The sequence below is a fragment of the Microbacterium sp. NPDC007973 genome (assembly GCF_042958465.1).
Taxonomy (GTDB): domain Bacteria; phylum Actinomycetota; class Actinomycetes; order Actinomycetales; family Microbacteriaceae; genus Microbacterium; species Microbacterium galbum.
Genome location: NZ_JBIBJJ010000002.1, coordinates 793,686 through 811,234 on the forward strand (window position 1 = coordinate 793,686; position 17,549 = coordinate 811,234).

Consider the following 17,549-nt stretch of genomic DNA (forward strand, 5'->3'; position numbering starts at 1 on the left):
TGACCTCCAAGAAGATGCGGGCTGGCGTCGGGCTCGCCTTTGCGGAAGATCATGGCCCTCTATTGGTCGACCTGTCTACCTTTGGCGTGTAAGTTCCTCGTTACGTCCTCCGCACCGGAGGGCGTCGAAGAGGCGAGAGGGACACGACACATGGCGGGCAATCTCACCACCGACGACCTGGATGCCGCAATCGAGGCGGGAGAGATCGACACCGTCGTCGTCGCCTTCCCCGACGCGCAGGGCCGGCTGGTCGGAAAGCGCGTGGCCGCGCGGTTCTGGCGCGACGAGGTGCGGGGGCACGGGGCCGAGGCGTGCAACTACCTGCTCTCCGTCGACGTCGACCTCAACACCGTCGACGGCTACGCGATGTCGAGCTGGGAGAAGGGCTACGGCGACATGCTGCTCGTTCCCGACCTCGATACCCTCCGTCGCATCCCGTGGCAGCCGGGTACGGCGCTGGTCTTCGCGGACCTGGCGTGGGAGGACCGCGAGCGGGTCGTGCAGTCGCCCCGCGGCATCCTGAACGCCCAGCGCGAGCGGCTCGCGGAGCGCGGTCTCACCGCCTACGCGGGGACGGAACTGGAGTTCATCGTCTTCGACGACTCGTTCCGCGACGCGTGGGCGAAGGGATACACCGGGCTCACCCCCTCGACCGACTACAACGTGGACTACAACCTCCTGGCCACCACGCGCCTGGAGCCGTTGCTGCGCGACATCCGTCTCGGCATGGATGGAGCGGGAATGTACTGCGAGGGCGTGAAGGGCGAGTGCAACTTCGGTCAGCAGGAGATCGCCTTCCGCTACGCCGAGGCGCTCGAGACCGCCGACAATCACACGCTGTACAAGAACGGCGCCAAGGAGATCGCCGACCGCCACGGCAAGTCGCTGACGTTCATGGCGAAGTTCAACGAGCGCGAGGGCAACAGCTGTCACATCCACCTCTCGGTGCGCGGCGACGGCGGCGACGCCGTCATGGCGGGCGACGGGGAGCACGGCTTCAGCCCGCTCATGGAGCACTGGATCGCCGGCATCCTGGCCACCCTCCGCGAGTTCACGCTGCTGTACGCCCCCACGATCAACTCGTACAAGCGCTACGCGAAGGGCTCGTTCGCGCCGACCGGTGTCGCGTGGGGCGTCGACAACCGCACGTGCGCGCTGCGCGTCGTCGGCCACGGGGTTTCGCTGCGGGTCGAGAACCGCGTGCCCGGGGGAGATGTGAACCCCTACCTGGCGATCTCGGCCATCATCGCCGGAGGCCTCTACGGCGTCGAGAACGAGCTCGAGCTGCCCGCCCCGCTCACCGGCAACGCGTACGCGGCGGGCGTCGACACCCTGCCCACGACCCTGCGCGAGGCGGCGCGACTCTTCAGCGAGTCGGCGATCGCCCGCGCCGCCTTCGGCGACGACGTCGTCGAGCACTACCTCAATCAGGCGCGCATCGAGGTCGAGGCCTTCGATGCCGCCGTGACCGATTGGGAGCGGGTGCGTGGTTTCGAGCGCCTCTGATCCGAGCAGGACCCCCGTGGTGGGGCTCACCACCTATCTCGAACGAGCGAAGCAGGGCGTGTGGGACGTGCGTGCATCGTTCCTGCCGCAGCAATACTTCGACGCGGTGACCGCCTCGGGCGCCGCCGCCGTGCTGCTCCCGCCGCAGCCCCGACCCGCCGAGGCCGCCGCCGCCGTGCTCGAGGGCCTCGACGGGCTCATCCTCACCGGTGGTCTCGACGTGCAGCCCGAGCTCTACGGCGCCGAACGGCACCCGACCACCGACCCCGCGCGCGCCGACCGCGACGCGTGGGAGATCGCGCTGCTCGCGGGGGCGCGGGAGCGCGGCATCCCGGTCTTCGGCATCTGCCGCGGGCTCCAGCTCATCAACGTCGCGATGGGCGGGACGCTGCACCAGCACCTGCCCGACGCGCTCGGCACCGAGCGCTACCGCATCGGCGGCGGCGTCTTCGCCGAGAACGTCGTCGAGGTGGATGCCGACACCCGCCTCGCCGGCCTCGTCGGGGCCGGCGCGCTCACCGTCCACAGCTACCACCATCAGGGGGTCGACCGGGTCGCCGAGGGTCTCGTCGTCACCGCCCGGACGGACGACGGTCTGGTTCAGGCCGTCGAGACCGAGGGGGACGACTACCTCGTCGCCGTGCAGTGGCATCCGGAGGAGAACGCCGAGGACCGGCGGTTGTTCCTCGGGCTCGTGGCCGCCGCGGCACGCTACCGCGCCTCGCATTCCTCCGCGCACCAGGGAGTCTCCGCATGAGCACCTTCACCGTCATCGACCCCTCGACCGGATCGCCGATCACTACGCTGCCGCGCGCCGAGATCGACCAGGTGGATGCCGCCGTCGCCGGCGCCGTGCGCGCGCAGCGCGCGTGGGCGGCACTCGCCCCCGTCGCCCGCGCCGACGCGCTGCGGGCCTTCGCGCGGGTCGTCGAGGCCCACGTCGAGGAGCTCGCCGCCCTAGAGGTGCGCAACTCCGGGCACCCGATCGGCTCGGCGCGGTGGGAGGCGCAGCACGTCGCCCAGGTGCTCAACTACTACGCCGGTGCCCCGGAACGCCTGATCGGATCGCAGATCCCGGTCGCCGGTGGCCTCGATGTGACCTACCACGAGGCCTACGGGGTCGTCGGGATCATCGTGCCGTGGAACTTCCCTATGACGATCGCCGCGTGGGGCTTCGCTCCCGCGCTCGCCGCGGGCAACGCCGTGGTGCTCAAGCCCGCCGAACTCACGCCCCTGACCGCCGTGCGACTGGGCGAGCTCGCTCTCGACGCGGGGCTGCCGGAGGGGCTGTTCCAGGTGATCGTGGGATCGGGCTCGGTCGTCGGTCAGCGGTTCGTCTCGCACCCCGACGTGCACAAGGTCGTCTTCACGGGGTCCACCGAGGTGGGCACCGAGGTCGCTGCCGGGTGCGCGCGGATGCTCAAGCCCGTCACCCTCGAGCTCGGCGGGAAGAGCGCGAACATCGTCTTCGCCGACGCCGATCTCGAGAAGGCCGCGGCCGGGGTCCCGGGGTCCGTCTTCGACAACGCCGGCCAGGACTGCTGCGCCCGCAGCCGCCTCCTCGTCGAGCGGAGCGTCTACGACAGGTTCCTCGAGATGCTCGAACCCGAGGTAGCCGCGTGGACGGTCGGCGACCCCCACGACGAGTCGACCCAGATGGGGCCGCTGATCTCGGCATCCCACCGCTCCACGGTCGAGGGTTTCCTCGACGGCGTCGACGTCGCGTTCCGCGGCTCCGCGCCCGCGGGTGACGGCTTCTGGTTCGCGCCCGCGGTCGTGCTCGCGCAGCCGGGCGACCGCATCGCGCGCGACGAGGTCTTCGGGCCCGTGCTCGCGGTGATGCCGTTCGACGACGAAGCGGATGCCATCCGCCTCGCGAACGACACCGCCTATGGCCTCGCGGGCTCGATCTGGACCGAGAACCTGGGGCGTGGCATCCGGGTCTCGCGCGGGGTGCGCAGCGGTGTGCTCTCGGTGAACTCGCACTCGTCGGTGCGCTACGCGACCCCCTTCGGCGGCATGAAGGCGTCCGGCCTCGGCCGGGAGCTCGGTCCGGATGCCGCCGAGCACTTCACCGAGGTGAAGAACGTGTTCTACGCCACCGAGTGATCTGCCCCTCGCCCCCTTGTCCCACTTATGACGGTCCTCGTCCCACTTATGGCCACTTCAAAGGCTCCCAACCAGCCATAAGTGGGACGAGGTTCGGCTCGAAAGGAACCACCGCACCATGACCATCGACCTCACCCAGCGTCTGCGCGACCGCGTCGCCATCATCACCGGCGGGGCCAGCGGCATCGGCCTCGCGACCGCCCGCCGCTTCGCCGCCGAGGGCGCGCGCGTCGTCATCGCCGATCTCGACGAGACCACGGGTTCGGCCGCCGCCACCGAGGTGGGCGGGGTGTTCCGACAGGTGAACGTCGCCGACGAGGCATCCGTCAACGCTCTCTTCAACGGCGTCGCCGCCGACCTCGGCAGCGTCGACATCGCCTTCAACAACGCCGGCATCTCGCCGGCCGACGACGACTCGATCGAGACGACCGAGCTGCCCGCCTGGGATCGCGTGCAGGACGTCAACCTCAAGAGCGTCTACCTGTGCTCCCGCGCGGCGCTACGGCACATGGTGCCCGCCGGCCGCGGCTCGATCATCAACACCGCCTCGTTCGTCGCGCTGCTCGGCTCGGCGACCTCGCAGATCTCGTACACCGCGTCGAAGGGCGGCGTCCTCGCGATGACCCGCGAGCTCGGCGTGCAGTTCGCCCGGCAGGGGATCCGGGTGAACGCTCTGTGCCCGGGACCGGTGAACACGCCGCTGCTGCAGGAACTGTTCGCCAAGGACCCCGAGCGGGCGCAGCGCCGACTCGTGCACGTGCCGATGGGCCGGTTCGCGGACCCCGCCGAGATGGCCGCGGCGGTGGCGTTCCTGGCATCCGATGATGCGTCGTTCATCACCGCGACGGCCTTCGTGGTCGACGGCGGCATCACCAACGCGTACGTGACGCCCCTGTGACCTGCGGCATGACAGGCTGAGGTGATGACCGAAGCGCCGTTGGATGATCTGCGCCGGGCCGTCTACCGACCCGTCCGCAGCGGCAACGCGCTCGAGGACACCACCGCGCGCATCGTGCAGACCGTGCGGTTGGGCCTGGTCGCTCCGGGGGAGTCGCTGCCCGCCGAGCGCGAGCTCGCGGCGCTGTACGGCGTAAGCCGCGACACGGTGCGCGAGGCGATCCGCGAGCTCGCCGATGCCGGGTGGCTCGAGACGCGGCGCGGTCGCTACGGCGGGACGTTCGTCGTCGATCCGGTGCCGCGTCCGTCGGAGCCGGCCGTGGTGTCGCCCGCCGAGCTCAGCGACGTCGTCGCCCTGCGCGGCGTCCTCGAGCCCGGGGCCGCGTGGGCGGCCGCCGGGCGCTCGCTCTCCGCCGACGAGCGCGACGTGCTGTGGGCCCGGCACGAGGCCGCCGCCGTCGCCGGGGGAGAGGACTACCGCCGGCTCGACACGCTGCTGCACCTGACGATCGCGGAGCTCGCCGGCATCCCCTCTCTCGTTCCCCTCGTCGCCGACAACCGCGCGCGGGTCAACGCGTGGCTGGACACGTTCCCGCTGCTGCCCCGCAACATCGATCACTCCACCTCGCAGCACGCCGCGATCGTGTCGGCGATCCTCTCGGGCCGACCGGATGCCGCCCACGCGGCGATGCGCGATCACCTCGCCGGATCCGAGGCGTTGCTCCGGGGGTTCCTGGCGTAGGTCGCTGCTCGGCGGCGTCGCGGCAGGAGGGGCGGGGAATGGATGCCGCGGATAGGCTCGGAGGATGGCCGGGAGCAAGAAGCGCAAGGGGAAGAAGCACGACATGGACTTCAAGAACACCGCGCTCACCGACGCCCTGCAGACGCAGGACATGGCCGCCATCGCTTTTGCGCTCCGGCACGGACCCACGGTCGTCCCGCTCATGACCCCGGGCGACGCCGACGACCCGCGCAGCGTGGGCGAGGTCTGGACCTACCGCGACCCGAACACCGGGCAGCTGGCGCTGCTGCTCTTCAGCGACGCGGCGCACAAGCCCGAGACACTACCGCCGCACGTCGCCTTGCAGTCGCCGCAGTGGCTCCGATCGTTCCTCGGCGCGCATCAGGATGCCATCACCACGGTGTTCATCGACATCGCGGGGCCCCACCCGATCCAAGCGTCGCCGGCCGACCTGATCGCCGCGCTCGACGCCTGAGGCGGCGGCCGCGGGGCGCGTTGCGGCGTTCGGGTGGCCGAGTGTCCAGAACACCCGGAGTGTTCTCGTGGGCGTCCGGATCTCGTGGACGCTCGATCGAGCAGGACAGCGCGGGCCGGCGTCATCGCGGGAACGCGGCGGCGGCGGCTGTCCGACGCGTCGAGGGTGAAGGACTCGAGTCGCGTGGGTGAAGGACGCGTGCGAGACTCGACGGCATGGAGTACGTGATCGCCGGCGCCGTGTGCGCCGCCGGACTTGTCATCCCCGTCGTCCTGGGAATGACCTCCCCGCACCGCCGTCGCCGGTCGGCTCCTCCGGGTCGCTGACGGCGGGGACGTTCAGCCCGCCCCGGGCACCGCGAACGGGGGGACTACTGGCGTTCCGGTCACGGTATGCATCGCCCTCGGTGGGTCGACCGCCGCTGTCGCGTCGAACGTCGGGGGAGGGTCAGAATCCCGGGTCGGTGTCGTCGCGCGGGACGCCGCGCACTTGCAGCTCGTTCAACGCCTGCGCGAGCTTGCGCGACGAGGCGTCGAGCACGGTGTGATAGCCCAGCCGCTTCGCCTCTGACGCACGCTGCGCGGCCTGCGTGACGTTGCGGATCTCGCCGGTGAGCGTGAGCTCGCCGATCGCCGCGAGACGCTTCGACACCTTGCGGTTCTTCACCGCGTTGGCGACGGCGATGGCGATCGCCAGGTCGGCGGCGGGCTCGACGAGGCGCACACCGCCCACGGTCGAGACGTACACGTCGCGGTCGGAGAGCGTGAGACCCATGCGGCTCTCGAGCACCGCGAGCACCATCGCGACGCGGGAGGAGTCGACGCCGTTCACGATGCGGCGGGGATTGGGAGCCGTCTGCCGTACGGCCAGGGCCTGGATCTCGACCGGCAGGGCGCGGCGGCCCTCCATCGCGATCGTGACGCAGGTTCCGGGCTCGGGCTCGCCGTGGCCGAGGAAGAGGGCGCTCGGGTCGGCGACCTCGGCGATACCGGTGCCGGTCATGTCGAAGCACCCGACCTCGTCGGTGGGGCCGAAGCGGTTCTTGAGCGCTCGCACGAAGCGCAGCGAGGTCTGACGGTCGCCCTCGAAGTGGCACACGACGTCGACGAGGTGCTCGAGGATGCGCGGACCGGCGATCGAGCCGTCTTTGGTGACGTGGCCGACGATGATGACCGGGAGCCCGCGCTCCTTCGCGACGCGGATGAGAGCGGACGCGACTTCCCGCACCTGCGCGGGCTGCCCCGCCGCCCCGTCGCTGTGCGCCGACGAGACCGTCTGGACGGAGTCGACGATGAGCAGCCCGGGCTCCACCTGGTCGATGTGCCCGAGGATGGTGGCGAGATCGGTCTCGGCCGCGAGGAACAGTTCGTCGTGCAGTGCTCCGGTGCGCTCGGCGCGCAGGCGCACCTGCGCGGCGGACTCCTCGCCGCTGGCGTAGAGCACGCGGCGTCCGGCGCGGGCGCTCTGCGCCGCGACCTCGAGCAGCAGGGTCGACTTGCCGACGCCGGGCTCGCCGCTCAGAAGGATCGCGGCGCCCGGGACGATGCCCCCGCCGAGGACGCGGTCGAACTCGCCGACGCCGCTCGTGCGACGCGGGGCGTCTTGCGTGTCGATCTCGGTGATGCGCCGCGCGGCGCGGGCCGTTCCCGGCGCCACCGGCGTGATCGATCGGACGATACCGGTCTGCTCGGCGGCCTCGACCACCGTGCCCCACGACTGGCATTCACCGCAGCGCCCGACCCACTTCAGCGTCGTCCACCCGCACTCGGTGCACCGGTAGGGAGCGGGAGCGGTTGCCGGACGACGGGATGCCATGGCTTCAGGCTACGCGGGGCCTCCGACATCGCCCGCGCCTCGTCCACGGCATCCGGGATCCGCGGACAAGGGCGGCAGGTCGATAAACGCCCGCTGCACTGATGAACGCGGTGCGAGAGCGTTTATCAGTGCAGCGCGCGTTTATCGCCGGTGTGGCGGGGGAGCGCGGCGCCGGATGTGGCGCGCACCGTGGGCGCGCGTGCACGGATGCCGCTGTCGCCGACTGCGACGCGTGCAGGTGCCGACCGCGCGACGCGTGCAGGCGCGGGCCTCGCGACGCGTGCAGGTGCCGACCGCGCGACGCGTGCAGGCGCGGGCCTCGCGACGCGTGCAGGTGCCGACCGCCCGCCGGTGCAGGCGCTGACCGCGACGCGTGCAGGCGCCCGCCTCGCGACGCTGGCAGGTCCCGCGGCGCCTCAGCCGCGCAGCGAGTCGGCGACCGTCGTGAGGGCGTCCGCCGAGCGGCGCAGGAGCGTCTTCTCGTGGTCGGAGAACGGTGTCGCGGCGATGGGCACCGCGCCCCGTGCCGACACGATCGACGGCACCGACAGGGCCATGCCGTCGACGCCGTGGAAGTCCGACAGGACGGTGCTCACGGGGAGGATCGCGTGCTCGTCGCGCAGGATCGCCTCGACGATGCGGGCGCTCGAGAGCCCGATGGCGTAGTTGGTGGCGCCCTTGCCCTTGATCACCTTGTAGGCGGCGTCACGGACGTCGACGGCGATGGCATCCAGTTCGTCTTGGTCGAAGTGAGAGCCGTCGGGCAGCTCGAACTCCGTGATGGGGACCGAGCCGATCGTCGCGGTCGACCACAGGGGGAACTCGGTGTCGCCGTGCTCGCCGACGATCCACGCGTGGACGCTCGAGGTGGCGACGCCGGCGCGCTGGGCGATCTTCCAGCGCAGGCGCGACGTGTCGAGCACGGTGCCGGAGGCGAAGATCCGCCGCGTCGGCAGGCCGGTGGCCTCCTGAGCGAGCACGGTGAGCACATCGCACGGGTTCGTGACGATCACGTAGATCGCGTTCGGGGCGACCTCGAGCAGCTGCGGCATCATGTCGCGGATGATGCGGGCGTTGGTGGCGGCGAGCTCGGTGCGGGTCTGGCCGGGGTTCTGCTTGGCCCCTGCCGTGATGACGACGACGTGCGACCCCTCGGCGACGGAGACGTCGCTGCCGCCGGTGATGTCGCTCGAGCCGGTGAACTGCGTGCCGTGGGCCAGGTCGAGCACCTCGGCCTCGACCTTCTCGGCGGCGATGTCGTACAGCGCGACGTGGCGGGCCGACCCGCGGATGAGAGCCGCGTACGCGACGCTCGCCCCCACGCTCCCCGCGCCCACGACCGTCAACTTCGAGTTCTCGATCACGCTCATGGCTCGATCCTGGCAGCGCGCGCGAAACGGCTCCACAGGGGTGCTTCGACGGTGGAGGAACGGATGCCGGATGCCGATCCGGCGCCGATTCGCGGCATCCGCCCTTGTGTCGTAAGCTTGTCGGCGGTGACGTGTCCGAGCGGCCGAAGGTGCAACTCTCGAAAAGTTGTGTAGGGTAACCCCCTACCGTGGGTTCAAATCCCACCGTCACCGCCAGTGAGAACCCCCGGGTCCATCCCGGGGGTTCTCGCGTTTCCGCGTCCGGGGCCCGCTCTCAGCCGGGCCGCTGCGAGGACCCGGCGGCGCGAGGGGTGGACGCCCCTGCGGTGCGAGGGTCGGGCGGTCGGCGGCGCGAACGTCGGGCGCTCAGCGGGCCGTCGAGCGACCGAGGACGAGCTGCGCGGGCTCGACGTGGCGGCCCGGGGCGTATTCGGTGCCGCCGATGACGTCGGCGAGGTAGTTCGCGGCACGGTCGCCGAGGGCGCTCAGGCGCAGATCGATCGTGGTGAGACTGTCGTCGTCCTGGCCGGTGGAGCCGGCGAGGTTGTCCATTCCGGTGATCGCGACGTCGTGGGGGACGCGGATGCCGGCCTCGGCCAGCACCCCGGCGACGGCGGTGGCGATCGTGTCGTTGCCGCAGCACACGCCGTCGAAGGCGACGCCCGAGGCGATGAGGCGCTGGGCTGCCGCGCGGCCCCACGCCTGCGACCAGTCGCCGCGCAGCACGAGGGCGGGGTCGAGCGCGAGTCCCGCCTCGCTCAGCGCGTCGGAGAGTCCTGCCGAGCGGTCGCGTGCGGAGCGGTCGTGGTCGGCGGCCGAGACGTGGGCGATGCGACGGCATCCGATCGAGACGAGGTGCTCGCCGGCGAGGCGACCGGCCCCGTAACCGTCGTGGAGGAACGACGCGTCCTCGGCGTCGTCGGAGTGGCCGTAGGCGTAGACCACGGGCACCGTGAAGCCGGCGCTGATGGAGTGGATGTCGGAGCTCGAGCCGTCACCGATCACGAGCAGGCCGTCGATGCTGCGGGCGCGGAGCTTGCGGGCCGTCGCCGCGAACAGGGCGCGGTCCAGATGGGCGTCGGAGACGAGCACGGAGAGGTCGCGAGCGCCGAAGGCGGTGGTGGCGCCGGTGAGCACCGGCATCGTGAAGGCGCCGGGGGCGTTCACGGTCAGCACCGCGACGGTGGCGCTGCGCCCCTGCGCGAGGAACTGCCCCAGCGCGTTGGGCTGGTAGTCCAGGCGCTTCGCGACGGCCAGGATGCGTTCGCGCGTGGTCTCGGAGACCTTGCCCTGTCCGCGCAGCACCTTCGACGCCGTGGGAACCGACACTCCTGCCAGAGCCGCCACGTCGCGGAGGGAGATCGCGTCTTTCGCCATTGCGGATCGATCTTAGGCCGTCGCGGCGCCGATGCCGCGGACGTGCAGGGTCACCGTCGAGCGCACCGTCGCCCCGGGGGCGACCTCGATCGAACCGAGGGCGTCGCCCGGCTGGGCGTACGGGTCGGACGAGGGCTCGAGTCCCACGGCATCCACCTGCGCCCACCACGGGAAACCGGTCGATCCGCGGCGCTCGCGCCAGACGAACAGGCGGGGGAAGAGCCGCGCGTCCCAGCTCAGCGCGAGCGCGAGCTCACGACCCTCGACGGTGAGCGAGCCCGCGGCCCCCGAGACGTCGTCGAAGCCCGCCGACGGCGCCGGGGCGACCGCGAGGCCGCCGCCGCCGGTCGAGACCGCGGCGTCATCGAACAGATCGCCCGCGAAGGCCGGGTGCTCCGCCCACCCGATGCGGACGGTCTCGGACGAGTGGTTGTGCACGGCGGTGTCGACGCGCAGCCCGCTCTCGACGAGTGAGACGACACGGTCGATCTCGAGGGGGACCGTGCGCAGATGCACGCGGGCGCGACACGAGGCGCCCTCCTGCGACAGCGTCCACGTGCGCCAGGCCGCCTCGCCGTGGAACGGCTGCGTCGGCGCGACGTCGACGGGGGCGTCACCCGCGCGCGGGAGCAGGACGTGCCACCCGCCCGGGTAACGGCGGTGCCACTCGCCGCTGGAGTCGGGGAGCGAGAACGCGTCGCGCGCCTCGTCCGCCCAGGGGGTGGTCGCGAGGATCTCCCGGCTGGTCGGCACGTGGGTCAGGCGGGCGATGCGCGCCCCCTCGGCGTCGACCTCGACGAGCAGGTCGTTCGATCGCAGCGCGACGCGCGCCGGCCCGGCGCTCACGCGGCGACCTCGGCGAGGCGGTCGCGGGAGGGGAAGCCGGTGTGGTCGCCCGGGTCGGCGACGACGCGGGCGGCGCACCACGCGGCACGGCGCAGGGCTTGGTCGACGGGGAGCCCCTCGAGGACCGCGGTGATCCACCCCGCGGCGAACGCATCGCCCGCGCCGACCGGGTGGTGCGGCGGGGGGATCTGCACGGCAGGCGCGCGTCGCACGCCCGCGGCGTCGCCCGCGACGGCTCCGTGGCGGCCGAGCTTGACCACCACCGTGCGCGGTCCGCGGGCCAGGAGGGTCGCGACGGCCTCCTCCGCATCGTCGAGGCCCGTGAGCACCCGCGCCTCGTCTTCGTTGCACAGCAGGGTGTCCACGTGCTCGATCACGTCGTCGACGGCGTCACGCAGCCCGGCGTCGTCGATGAGCTGCGGCCGGTGGTTCGTGTCGAGCGAGACCGGGATGCCGCGACCCGCCGCCTCGCGCACCACGCGTTCGAAGAGCGCACGCGGCCCCTCGCCGAGGGAGGCCGTGATGCAGGAGACGTGCACCAGGTCGACGTCCGCGAGATCGTCGGCCGTGAAGTCGGCGGCGGTGAGTCCGGAGGCCGCCGAGCCGACGCGGTAGTGCTCGCTGCGCACCAGGTCGTCGCTCAGGCGCTGCTTGACGATGAGGCCGGTCTTCTTCCCGGGTGCCGCGCGCACGAAGCGGTCGTCGATCCCCTCGGCCGCCAGCGTCGCGCGCACGAGGCCGGCGAACGCGTCGTCGCCGAGGCGCGACATCCACGACGAACGGTGGCCGAGACGAGCCACGCCCACGGCGGTGTTCAGCTCGGCACCGGCGACGGCGAACGTCGACGGCTCCCCGCCGTCATCGACGAAGAAGGTCGCGAGCGCCTCGCCGAGGGTGAACACGTGCGCCATCAGCGGCCGATCGGTGCGAGTCCGCGGATGACGTACAGGGCGTCACCGGGGAACTCCGGCTGCGCGAGCCGCACGCCGCCGTCGACGAGACTCCAGCGCGCGGCGTCGGGGCGGCGCGCGGCGAGGTCGTACACGCTCACCTCGAGATCCGCGTCGGCGCGCCCGCGCAGGGTCAGGGCGAACGCCTCGGGCGCGTACACCGCGACGACGCCGTCGGGCGTGCGGCCCGCGACGGCGCCGGAGGGTTCGTCGACCAGCAGATCGTCGTCGCCGTCAAGGCCCCACAGCCGCTCGGCATCCACGATGCGCCGCACGAGGGCGACGTCGTCGGCGCCGGGGAAGGCCGCGGCCACCGCGAACGGGAAGGGGTCGCCGTGCACGTCGGCCGCGGCGAAGCCCTCGCCCCGCCGGTGCCACGACCATACGCCGTGCGCGCCGTAGCCGAGGCCGGCCGCGGCGCCCGCGACGACACCGGTCCAGCTCGCCCGGCGGACGTCGCCGGCGGAGTGCCGTGCGCGCCCGGCGAAGCGCCCGAGCCCCTCGTAGCAGGGCTCGAGGTTGATGATCGGGCGGTCGACGTCCATCGCGCGGTAGTACCGGGTCAGCTCGGCGGGGAGGGTGTCCCAGGCCTCGTTGTGACCGGACTGCAGGCCGTGGAAGTCGAGCAGTCCGCCGTCGGCGAGGGAGGTCGGCATCCGGGCCGTGGGGGTGTCGTGCCAGGTGATCAGCTGGTCGGGCGCGAGCTCGCGTACCTGCGCCGCGACCGCGCTGTAGCGCGCGAGAGCGGTGTCGTCGTTGAGGTCGTCGTCGCCCGAGACGATCCAGATCGGGTCGAAGCGCGCGAAGCGGGCGACGGCGTCGGCCACGTACGACGCCGTCTGCTCGGCATCCATCACGTGATCCGGGGTGAGTCCGGCCCCCCACGTGCCGGGCACGAAGTTGTTCCACAGCAGCACGAGCATCGGCGTGAAGCCGTGCGCGCGGGCGGCGGCGAGCACGCGCTCGGCGTCGTCCCAGTAGGCGGGGTCGCCGGCGGCGAAGTCGAGCCGCCCGTCGCGGATCGCGTAGGGCGAGAGCGTGCCGCTGGAGCGATCGTGCTCGATCGGCAGGATGCTGAACAGCAGCGCGTTGAAGCCCTGACGACGCCGGCGCTCGAGGTGATCGAGCCACTCGTCGGGGCGGGCGCCGCCGAAGGCGGCCCAGACGGTGTCGGCCAGGAGGAAGGCGGGCTCGCCGTCGCGGAGCAGCCAGCGCCGCGAGGGCGCGAGGGACCAGGTCATGCGGGATCTCTCTTCGGAGGGGGCGGAAGGGTCAGGGGGCGATCAACGCGCCGTCGGGCGCGCGCACCTTCGCGGCCCACGCGTCGTGGCCGGACAGTCCCGCGGGGAAGCGGGCGGCGGCCTTCTCGTCGACCTCGATGCCCCACCCGGGGGCGTCGTTGGGGGTCAGCCAGCCGTCGACGATGTCGATCATGCCGGGGAAGACCTCGTGGGCCGCCTCGTTGTAGACGTGACCCTCTTGGATGCCGAAGGCGGGTGAGGTGACGTCGAGGGCGACGGCGGCGGCGACCGCGAACGGCGAGGCGTCGCCGGGGGAGTGCCAGGCGGTGCGCACGCCCTCGATGTCGGCGAGGACCGCGAGGCGCCGGGCCGCGCTCACCCCGCCGACGTCGGAGAGGTGCGCGCGCAGGTAGTCGACCTGGTGCTCGCGCACGAGCCGGGCGGCATCGGTGAACGAGGTCGCCAGCTCGCCGACCGCGATCGGCACGGGGGAGGCCTGACGCACCTCGCCGAGACGGTGCCAGTGCTCGGGGGCGAGCACGTCCTCGACGAAGAAGGGGCGATAGGGCTCGAGACGGCGCGTCAGCGTGATGGCCTGGCTCGGGCTCAGGCGCGAGTGCACGTCGTGCAGCAGTTCGACACCGTCGCCGAGCTCTTCGCGCACGTGCGCGAAGAGGCGCGGCGTGGCGACGAGGTAGTCCTCGACCCGCCACCCCGCGGCGTGCTTCGCCCAGGGGAACTCGCCGACGAGCGGGGGCGCCCCGTAGTGGCCCGCGCCCTGCTGGCCGGACTGGATGCGCACGTGACGCTGTCCGGCCGCCATCAGCTCCCGGACGTGGTCGGTGGTCGCCGCGGCATCCGCGCCCTCGGCGTGCAGGTACGTGTCGGCGGCGGCGCGGACCCGCCCACCGAACAACTCGTACACCGGCATCCCGGCTCTCTTGCCGGCGATGTCCCACAGGGCCATGTCGAGCCCCGACAGCGCGTTGTTGCCGACCGGTCCCTCGCGCCAGTACCCGGTGAAGCGCACGAGGCGCGTGAGGTCGTCGATGTCGCCGGGGTAGCGGCCGATGACGAGCGGGCGCACGTGCTCGAGGAACGCCACGACCGCCTTCCAGCGCTGCGTGAACGTCGCGCAGCCGTAGCCGTACAGGCCCGGCTGGTCGGTGTCGACGCGCACCACGACGAGCGGGATTCCCTCGGGGGCGGTGACGATCGCGCGGAGGTCGGTGATGCGGACGTCCTCGCGCGGCAACCAGGGCTGTGGGAAGGCCGTGTCGGTCTCGGCGAGGGTCATCGTTCGCTCCTGATCAGGGACGCTCGTTCGGTGGCGGTGCCGTCGTGGATGGATTCGCTCGGCGCGAAGCCGAGCAGGTCGCGGGCCGCGCTCGTGTCGACGAGGGCCGCGCGCCCGACGACCGGGTGCGCGAGGACGGTACCGGGGGCGTATCGCGCCACCAGCTCGGCCGAGTCGACCGGCAGCAGGGTGTCGGCGGCGCTGAGGGGGATCACGGGCGCGCCGACGACGTCGGCCTCGAGCGCGCGCTGCACCGCGCGGGTGGCGTCGTGCATCGTGAGGTACGCCCAGCCCTCGCGGGCGAGCCGCCCCGGGTCGGCCTCGAACTCGAGGGCGACGTCGCGCAGCACGTCGGGCCACTTCACCAGGGGGAAGCGCAGGGCGACGACGTCGAGACCGTAGCGGCGGTGGGCGTAGGCCGCGGTGCGCTCGTCGACGAGCTTGGACAGCGAGTACGCATCGGCGATGTCGGGCGGCGTGTGCGCGTCGAGCGGGAAGGCCGGGGGGAACGCGCCGTGGGGGTTGTTCGGGTATCCGATGGCGTTGATGCTGCTCGCGATCACGGCCCGACGCACCCCCCGCTCGCCGGCGCGGGTGAGCACGGTGAAGGTCGCGGCGGTGTTGACGCGGAACACGTCGATGGGGGTGCCGAGGGTGGGGTGCGGGATCGCGGCGAAGTGGGCTACGGCGTGGACGTCGTCCATCGCGCGGTCGACCACGTCGGGCGAGGTCGCGTCCCCCTCGACGAGGCGGTCGGCCGGGTGGGGCGACGAGAACGACAGCGACAAGGCGGTGACGGAGTGACCGGCGGCGACGAGGCTCTCGCTGACGGCGCGGCCGATCTCTCCGTCGGCCCCCGTGACGAGGATGCGACTCATCCCTTCACCCCGCCCGCCATGCTCGCGCCCCGCAGGAACTGGCGCTGGAAGACGAGGAACAGCGCCACCGGGATGACGAGCGAGAGGAACAGCGCGGCCATCTGCACGCTCAGCTCGGTCTGATCGGCCAGGCGCGGCAGCGCCACCGAGACCGGCTGATTGTCGGGGGTGGGCAGCACCAGCAGCGGCCACAGGTAGTCCTTCCACGACGCCACCACGGTCAGCAGGCCGACGACGCCGAGGATCGGTCGTGCCAGGGGCAGGACGATGCTCCACAGGATGCGAAGGGGGCCCGCGCCGTCGATGCGCGCCGCCTCGTACAGGTCGGCGGGGATGGCCTCGAGGAAGCGCGAGATGATCAGCACGTTGAAGGCCGTCGCGCCCGCGGGGAGCCAGACCGCCCACCACGTGTCGATGAGCGAGATGCCGAGGACCGGCAGTTCGCGCACCGTGAGGTACAGCGGCACGAGCGAGACGATGCCCGGGATGAAGAGGGTGGCGAGGATCGCGCCGGAGAGCACCTTGCCCCACCGCGGGCGCAGCACCGTGATGACGAAGGCGGCGGTCGTCGAGACGAGCAGCGTGGTCACGACCGAGCCGGCCGCGAGGATCGCGGTGTTGGTGAGGTAGTGACCGATGCGGCCGCGTTCCCACGCGATGCCGAGGTTCTCCCACTGCACGACGCCGCTGGAGAAGAAGGAGAACGGGCCGCGGATGAGGTCCTGCGTCGGCGAGACCGCCGCGAGGGCGAGCCAGGCGATCGGCCCGAGGCCGGCGATGATCAGCGCCGCGAGCACGAGGACGTGACCGACGCCGAGGCTGATCCGCACGGAGGGGCGCGAGCGGTCGGCATCCGAGATGTTGGTGCGGGTGAGGGGCTCGGGGGCGGCGGCGGGGCGGCGGCGACCGAGGGAGAGCAGGCTCATGAGCGGCTCCAGCTGCGCGTGAGGCGGAAGTAGGCCAGGGAGAACAGGCCGAGGACGAGGGCGAGGAGCACGCTGAGCGCGGTCGCCGCCCCGTAGTCGACGCGGGTGAAGGCGTAGTCGTAGATCGTCATGAGCAGCGTCTTCGTCGCGCCCTGCGGACCCCCGCCGGTGAACAGGAACGGCTCGGTGAAGACCTGCATCGTGCCGATGATCTGCAGCAGCAGCATCGTGCCGATGATCCCGCGCATCTGCGGGAGGGCGACGTGCCAGACGCGGCGCCAGATCCCGGCGCCGTCGAGCTCGGCGGCCTCGTACAGCTCGCCGGGGATGCTCGTCAGCGCCGCGATGTAGATGATGACCGCGGTTCCGGCTCCCGCCCAGGTGGTCTCCAGGACGATCGAGGGCATGGCGCTCGCGGGGGAGTTGAGCCAGGGCAGGGGACCGATGCCGACCCAGCCGAGCACCGTGTTGAACAGGCCGCCCGCGTCGGGGGCGTAGAAGAACTTCCACAGGAGGATCGCCACGACCGGCGGCACCATCACGGGCAGGTAGGCGAGGGCGCTGAAGTACCAGGCGCGCGAGCGCATCTCGGAGATGAACACCGCGAGGGCGAGCGGCACCGGGAAGCCGAAGACGATGGCGAGCGCCGTGTACAGCACCGTGTTGCCCGCGGCCTGCGGCAGACCCGGATCGCTCAGGACGTAGACGAAGTTGTCGAGACCGACGAAGTCGCTCTGCCCGGTCAACACGACGCGCTGCACGCTCATCACGAGCGAGCTGAGGATGGGTCCCCACGAGAAGTAGGCGTAGACGAGGATCGCCGGGGCGGCGATGAGCAGCGCGGTCAGGCCGGGGCGCCAGGGGCGTCGCCGGCGGGCGGTACGCGCGGGAGTGGCGGTGGTTCGCGCGGCGGTGCGCGGACGCTCGTCGAGATCGGTCATGGACGTCTCCGGGGGAGGGAGGGGCGGGGCGCCCCGCGGCCCCCCCCCGGGGGGGGGGTCAGCGGGGGTGGGGCGCCTGCACGGGGGGGGGTGGGGGGGTGCGGGGGGCGGGGGTGGGGTCGCCGCCCCCACCAACGGGGCCCGCCCCCCCCCGCGGGGGGTGCCGGCCCCCCACGTCC

At 72.3% G+C, this 17,549-nt stretch carries 16 protein-coding genes and 1 tRNA gene; 7 read left to right on the plus strand and 10 right to left on the minus strand.

The features are described from left to right. Positions 1-150 precede the first annotated feature (150 nt). The 6 genes from ACFZA2_RS08840 (at position 151) to ACFZA2_RS08865 (ending at position 5,729) form a co-directional block, all read left to right on the plus strand. On the plus strand, positions 151-1,506 hold the full coding sequence (locus tag ACFZA2_RS08840) for a glutamine synthetase family protein (protein WP_391403348.1): 1,356 nt from the start codon (positions 151-153) through the stop codon (positions 1,504-1,506). Then, positions 1,487-2,263 (plus strand): gamma-glutamyl-gamma-aminobutyrate hydrolase family protein, encoded by a 777-nt coding sequence (locus ACFZA2_RS08845; RefSeq protein WP_315993742.1) that lies wholly within the window; start codon positions 1,487-1,489, stop codon positions 2,261-2,263. The genes ACFZA2_RS08840 and ACFZA2_RS08845 overlap by 20 nt, the downstream gene beginning before the upstream one ends. After that, on the plus strand, positions 2,260-3,615 hold the full coding sequence (locus ACFZA2_RS08850) for an aldehyde dehydrogenase family protein (protein WP_391403351.1): 1,356 nt from the start codon (positions 2,260-2,262) through the stop codon (positions 3,613-3,615). The genes ACFZA2_RS08845 and ACFZA2_RS08850 overlap by 4 nt, the downstream gene beginning before the upstream one ends. A 118-nt stretch (positions 3,616-3,733) precedes the next feature. Continuing rightward, positions 3,734-4,513: a 3-oxoacyl-ACP reductase gene (locus ACFZA2_RS08855; protein ID WP_391403354.1), complete on the plus strand. Its 780-nt coding sequence runs from the start codon at positions 3,734-3,736 to the stop codon at positions 4,511-4,513. A gap of 24 nt (positions 4,514-4,537) precedes the next feature. Next, a complete protein-coding gene (locus ACFZA2_RS08860; RefSeq protein ID WP_315993739.1) occupies positions 4,538-5,254 on the plus strand; it encodes a GntR family transcriptional regulator in 717 nt (238 codons plus the stop codon). Between the two features lie 64 nt (positions 5,255-5,318). Further along, the gene (locus ACFZA2_RS08865) at positions 5,319-5,729 is read left to right on the plus strand and encodes a dehydrogenase (RefSeq protein ID WP_315993738.1); all 411 of its coding nucleotides are present in this window, start codon (positions 5,319-5,321) and stop codon (positions 5,727-5,729) included. A 447-nt stretch (positions 5,730-6,176) separates the two neighbouring features. On the opposite strand, the gene radA is transcribed toward ACFZA2_RS08865, so the two are convergent. Both radA and ACFZA2_RS08875 read right to left on the minus strand, forming a co-directional pair. Continuing rightward, on the minus strand, positions 6,177-7,544 hold the full coding sequence (radA, locus tag ACFZA2_RS08870; protein ID WP_391403358.1) for a DNA repair protein RadA: 1,368 nt from the start codon (positions 7,542-7,544) through the stop codon (positions 6,177-6,179). Between the two features lie 416 nt (positions 7,545-7,960). Beyond that, complete coding sequence (locus ACFZA2_RS08875) at positions 7,961-8,914, minus strand: L-lactate dehydrogenase (protein ID WP_391403361.1); 954 nt, start codon at positions 8,912-8,914, stop codon at positions 7,961-7,963. A 125-nt stretch (positions 8,915-9,039) separates the two neighbouring features. On the opposite strand from ACFZA2_RS08875, the gene ACFZA2_RS08880 reads away from it, so the two are divergent. Continuing rightward, positions 9,040-9,130: transfer RNA gene (locus ACFZA2_RS08880), tRNA-Ser, on the plus strand. Positions 9,131-9,280: 150 nt separating this feature from the next. Here the strand turns inward: ACFZA2_RS08880 and ACFZA2_RS08885 are convergent. From ACFZA2_RS08885 to ACFZA2_RS08920, 8 genes are read right to left on the minus strand one after another with little or no spacing between them, the layout of a single operon-like run. Next, complete coding sequence (locus tag ACFZA2_RS08885; protein ID WP_391403364.1) at positions 9,281-10,291, minus strand: LacI family DNA-binding transcriptional regulator; 1,011 nt, start codon at positions 10,289-10,291, stop codon at positions 9,281-9,283. Positions 10,292-10,303: 12 nt separating this feature from the next. Continuing rightward, positions 10,304-11,137: a hypothetical protein gene (locus ACFZA2_RS08890; RefSeq protein ID WP_391403368.1), complete on the minus strand. Its 834-nt coding sequence runs from the start codon at positions 11,135-11,137 to the stop codon at positions 10,304-10,306. Next, the gene (locus ACFZA2_RS08895) at positions 11,134-12,048 is read right to left on the minus strand and encodes a sugar kinase (protein WP_391403371.1); all 915 of its coding nucleotides are present in this window, start codon (positions 12,046-12,048) and stop codon (positions 11,134-11,136) included. Before ACFZA2_RS08895 ends, ACFZA2_RS08890 begins: the two co-directional genes overlap by 4 nt. Further along, complete coding sequence (locus ACFZA2_RS08900; RefSeq protein WP_391403374.1) at positions 12,048-13,328, minus strand: DUF4038 domain-containing protein; 1,281 nt, start codon at positions 13,326-13,328, stop codon at positions 12,048-12,050. The genes ACFZA2_RS08895 and ACFZA2_RS08900 overlap by 1 nt, the downstream gene beginning before the upstream one ends. Positions 13,329-13,359: 31 nt before the next feature. Further along, entirely contained in the window at positions 13,360-14,625 is a 1,266-nt protein-coding gene (locus ACFZA2_RS08905) for an enolase C-terminal domain-like protein (RefSeq protein ID WP_391403377.1), read from the minus strand. Further along, a complete protein-coding gene (locus tag ACFZA2_RS08910) occupies positions 14,622-15,503 on the minus strand; it encodes an NAD-dependent epimerase/dehydratase family protein (protein WP_391403380.1) in 882 nt (293 codons plus the stop codon). The genes ACFZA2_RS08905 and ACFZA2_RS08910 overlap by 4 nt, the downstream gene beginning before the upstream one ends. Beyond that, positions 15,500-16,429 carry a carbohydrate ABC transporter permease gene (locus ACFZA2_RS08915; RefSeq protein WP_391403383.1) on the minus strand — a complete coding sequence of 310 codons (930 nt, stop codon included), beginning with the start codon at positions 16,427-16,429 and terminating at the stop codon, positions 15,500-15,502. The genes ACFZA2_RS08910 and ACFZA2_RS08915 overlap by 4 nt, the downstream gene beginning before the upstream one ends. Then, entirely contained in the window at positions 16,426-17,370 is a 945-nt protein-coding gene (locus tag ACFZA2_RS08920) for a carbohydrate ABC transporter permease (RefSeq protein ID WP_391403386.1), read from the minus strand. Before ACFZA2_RS08920 ends, ACFZA2_RS08915 begins: the two co-directional genes overlap by 4 nt. Positions 17,371-17,549 lie beyond the last annotated feature (179 nt).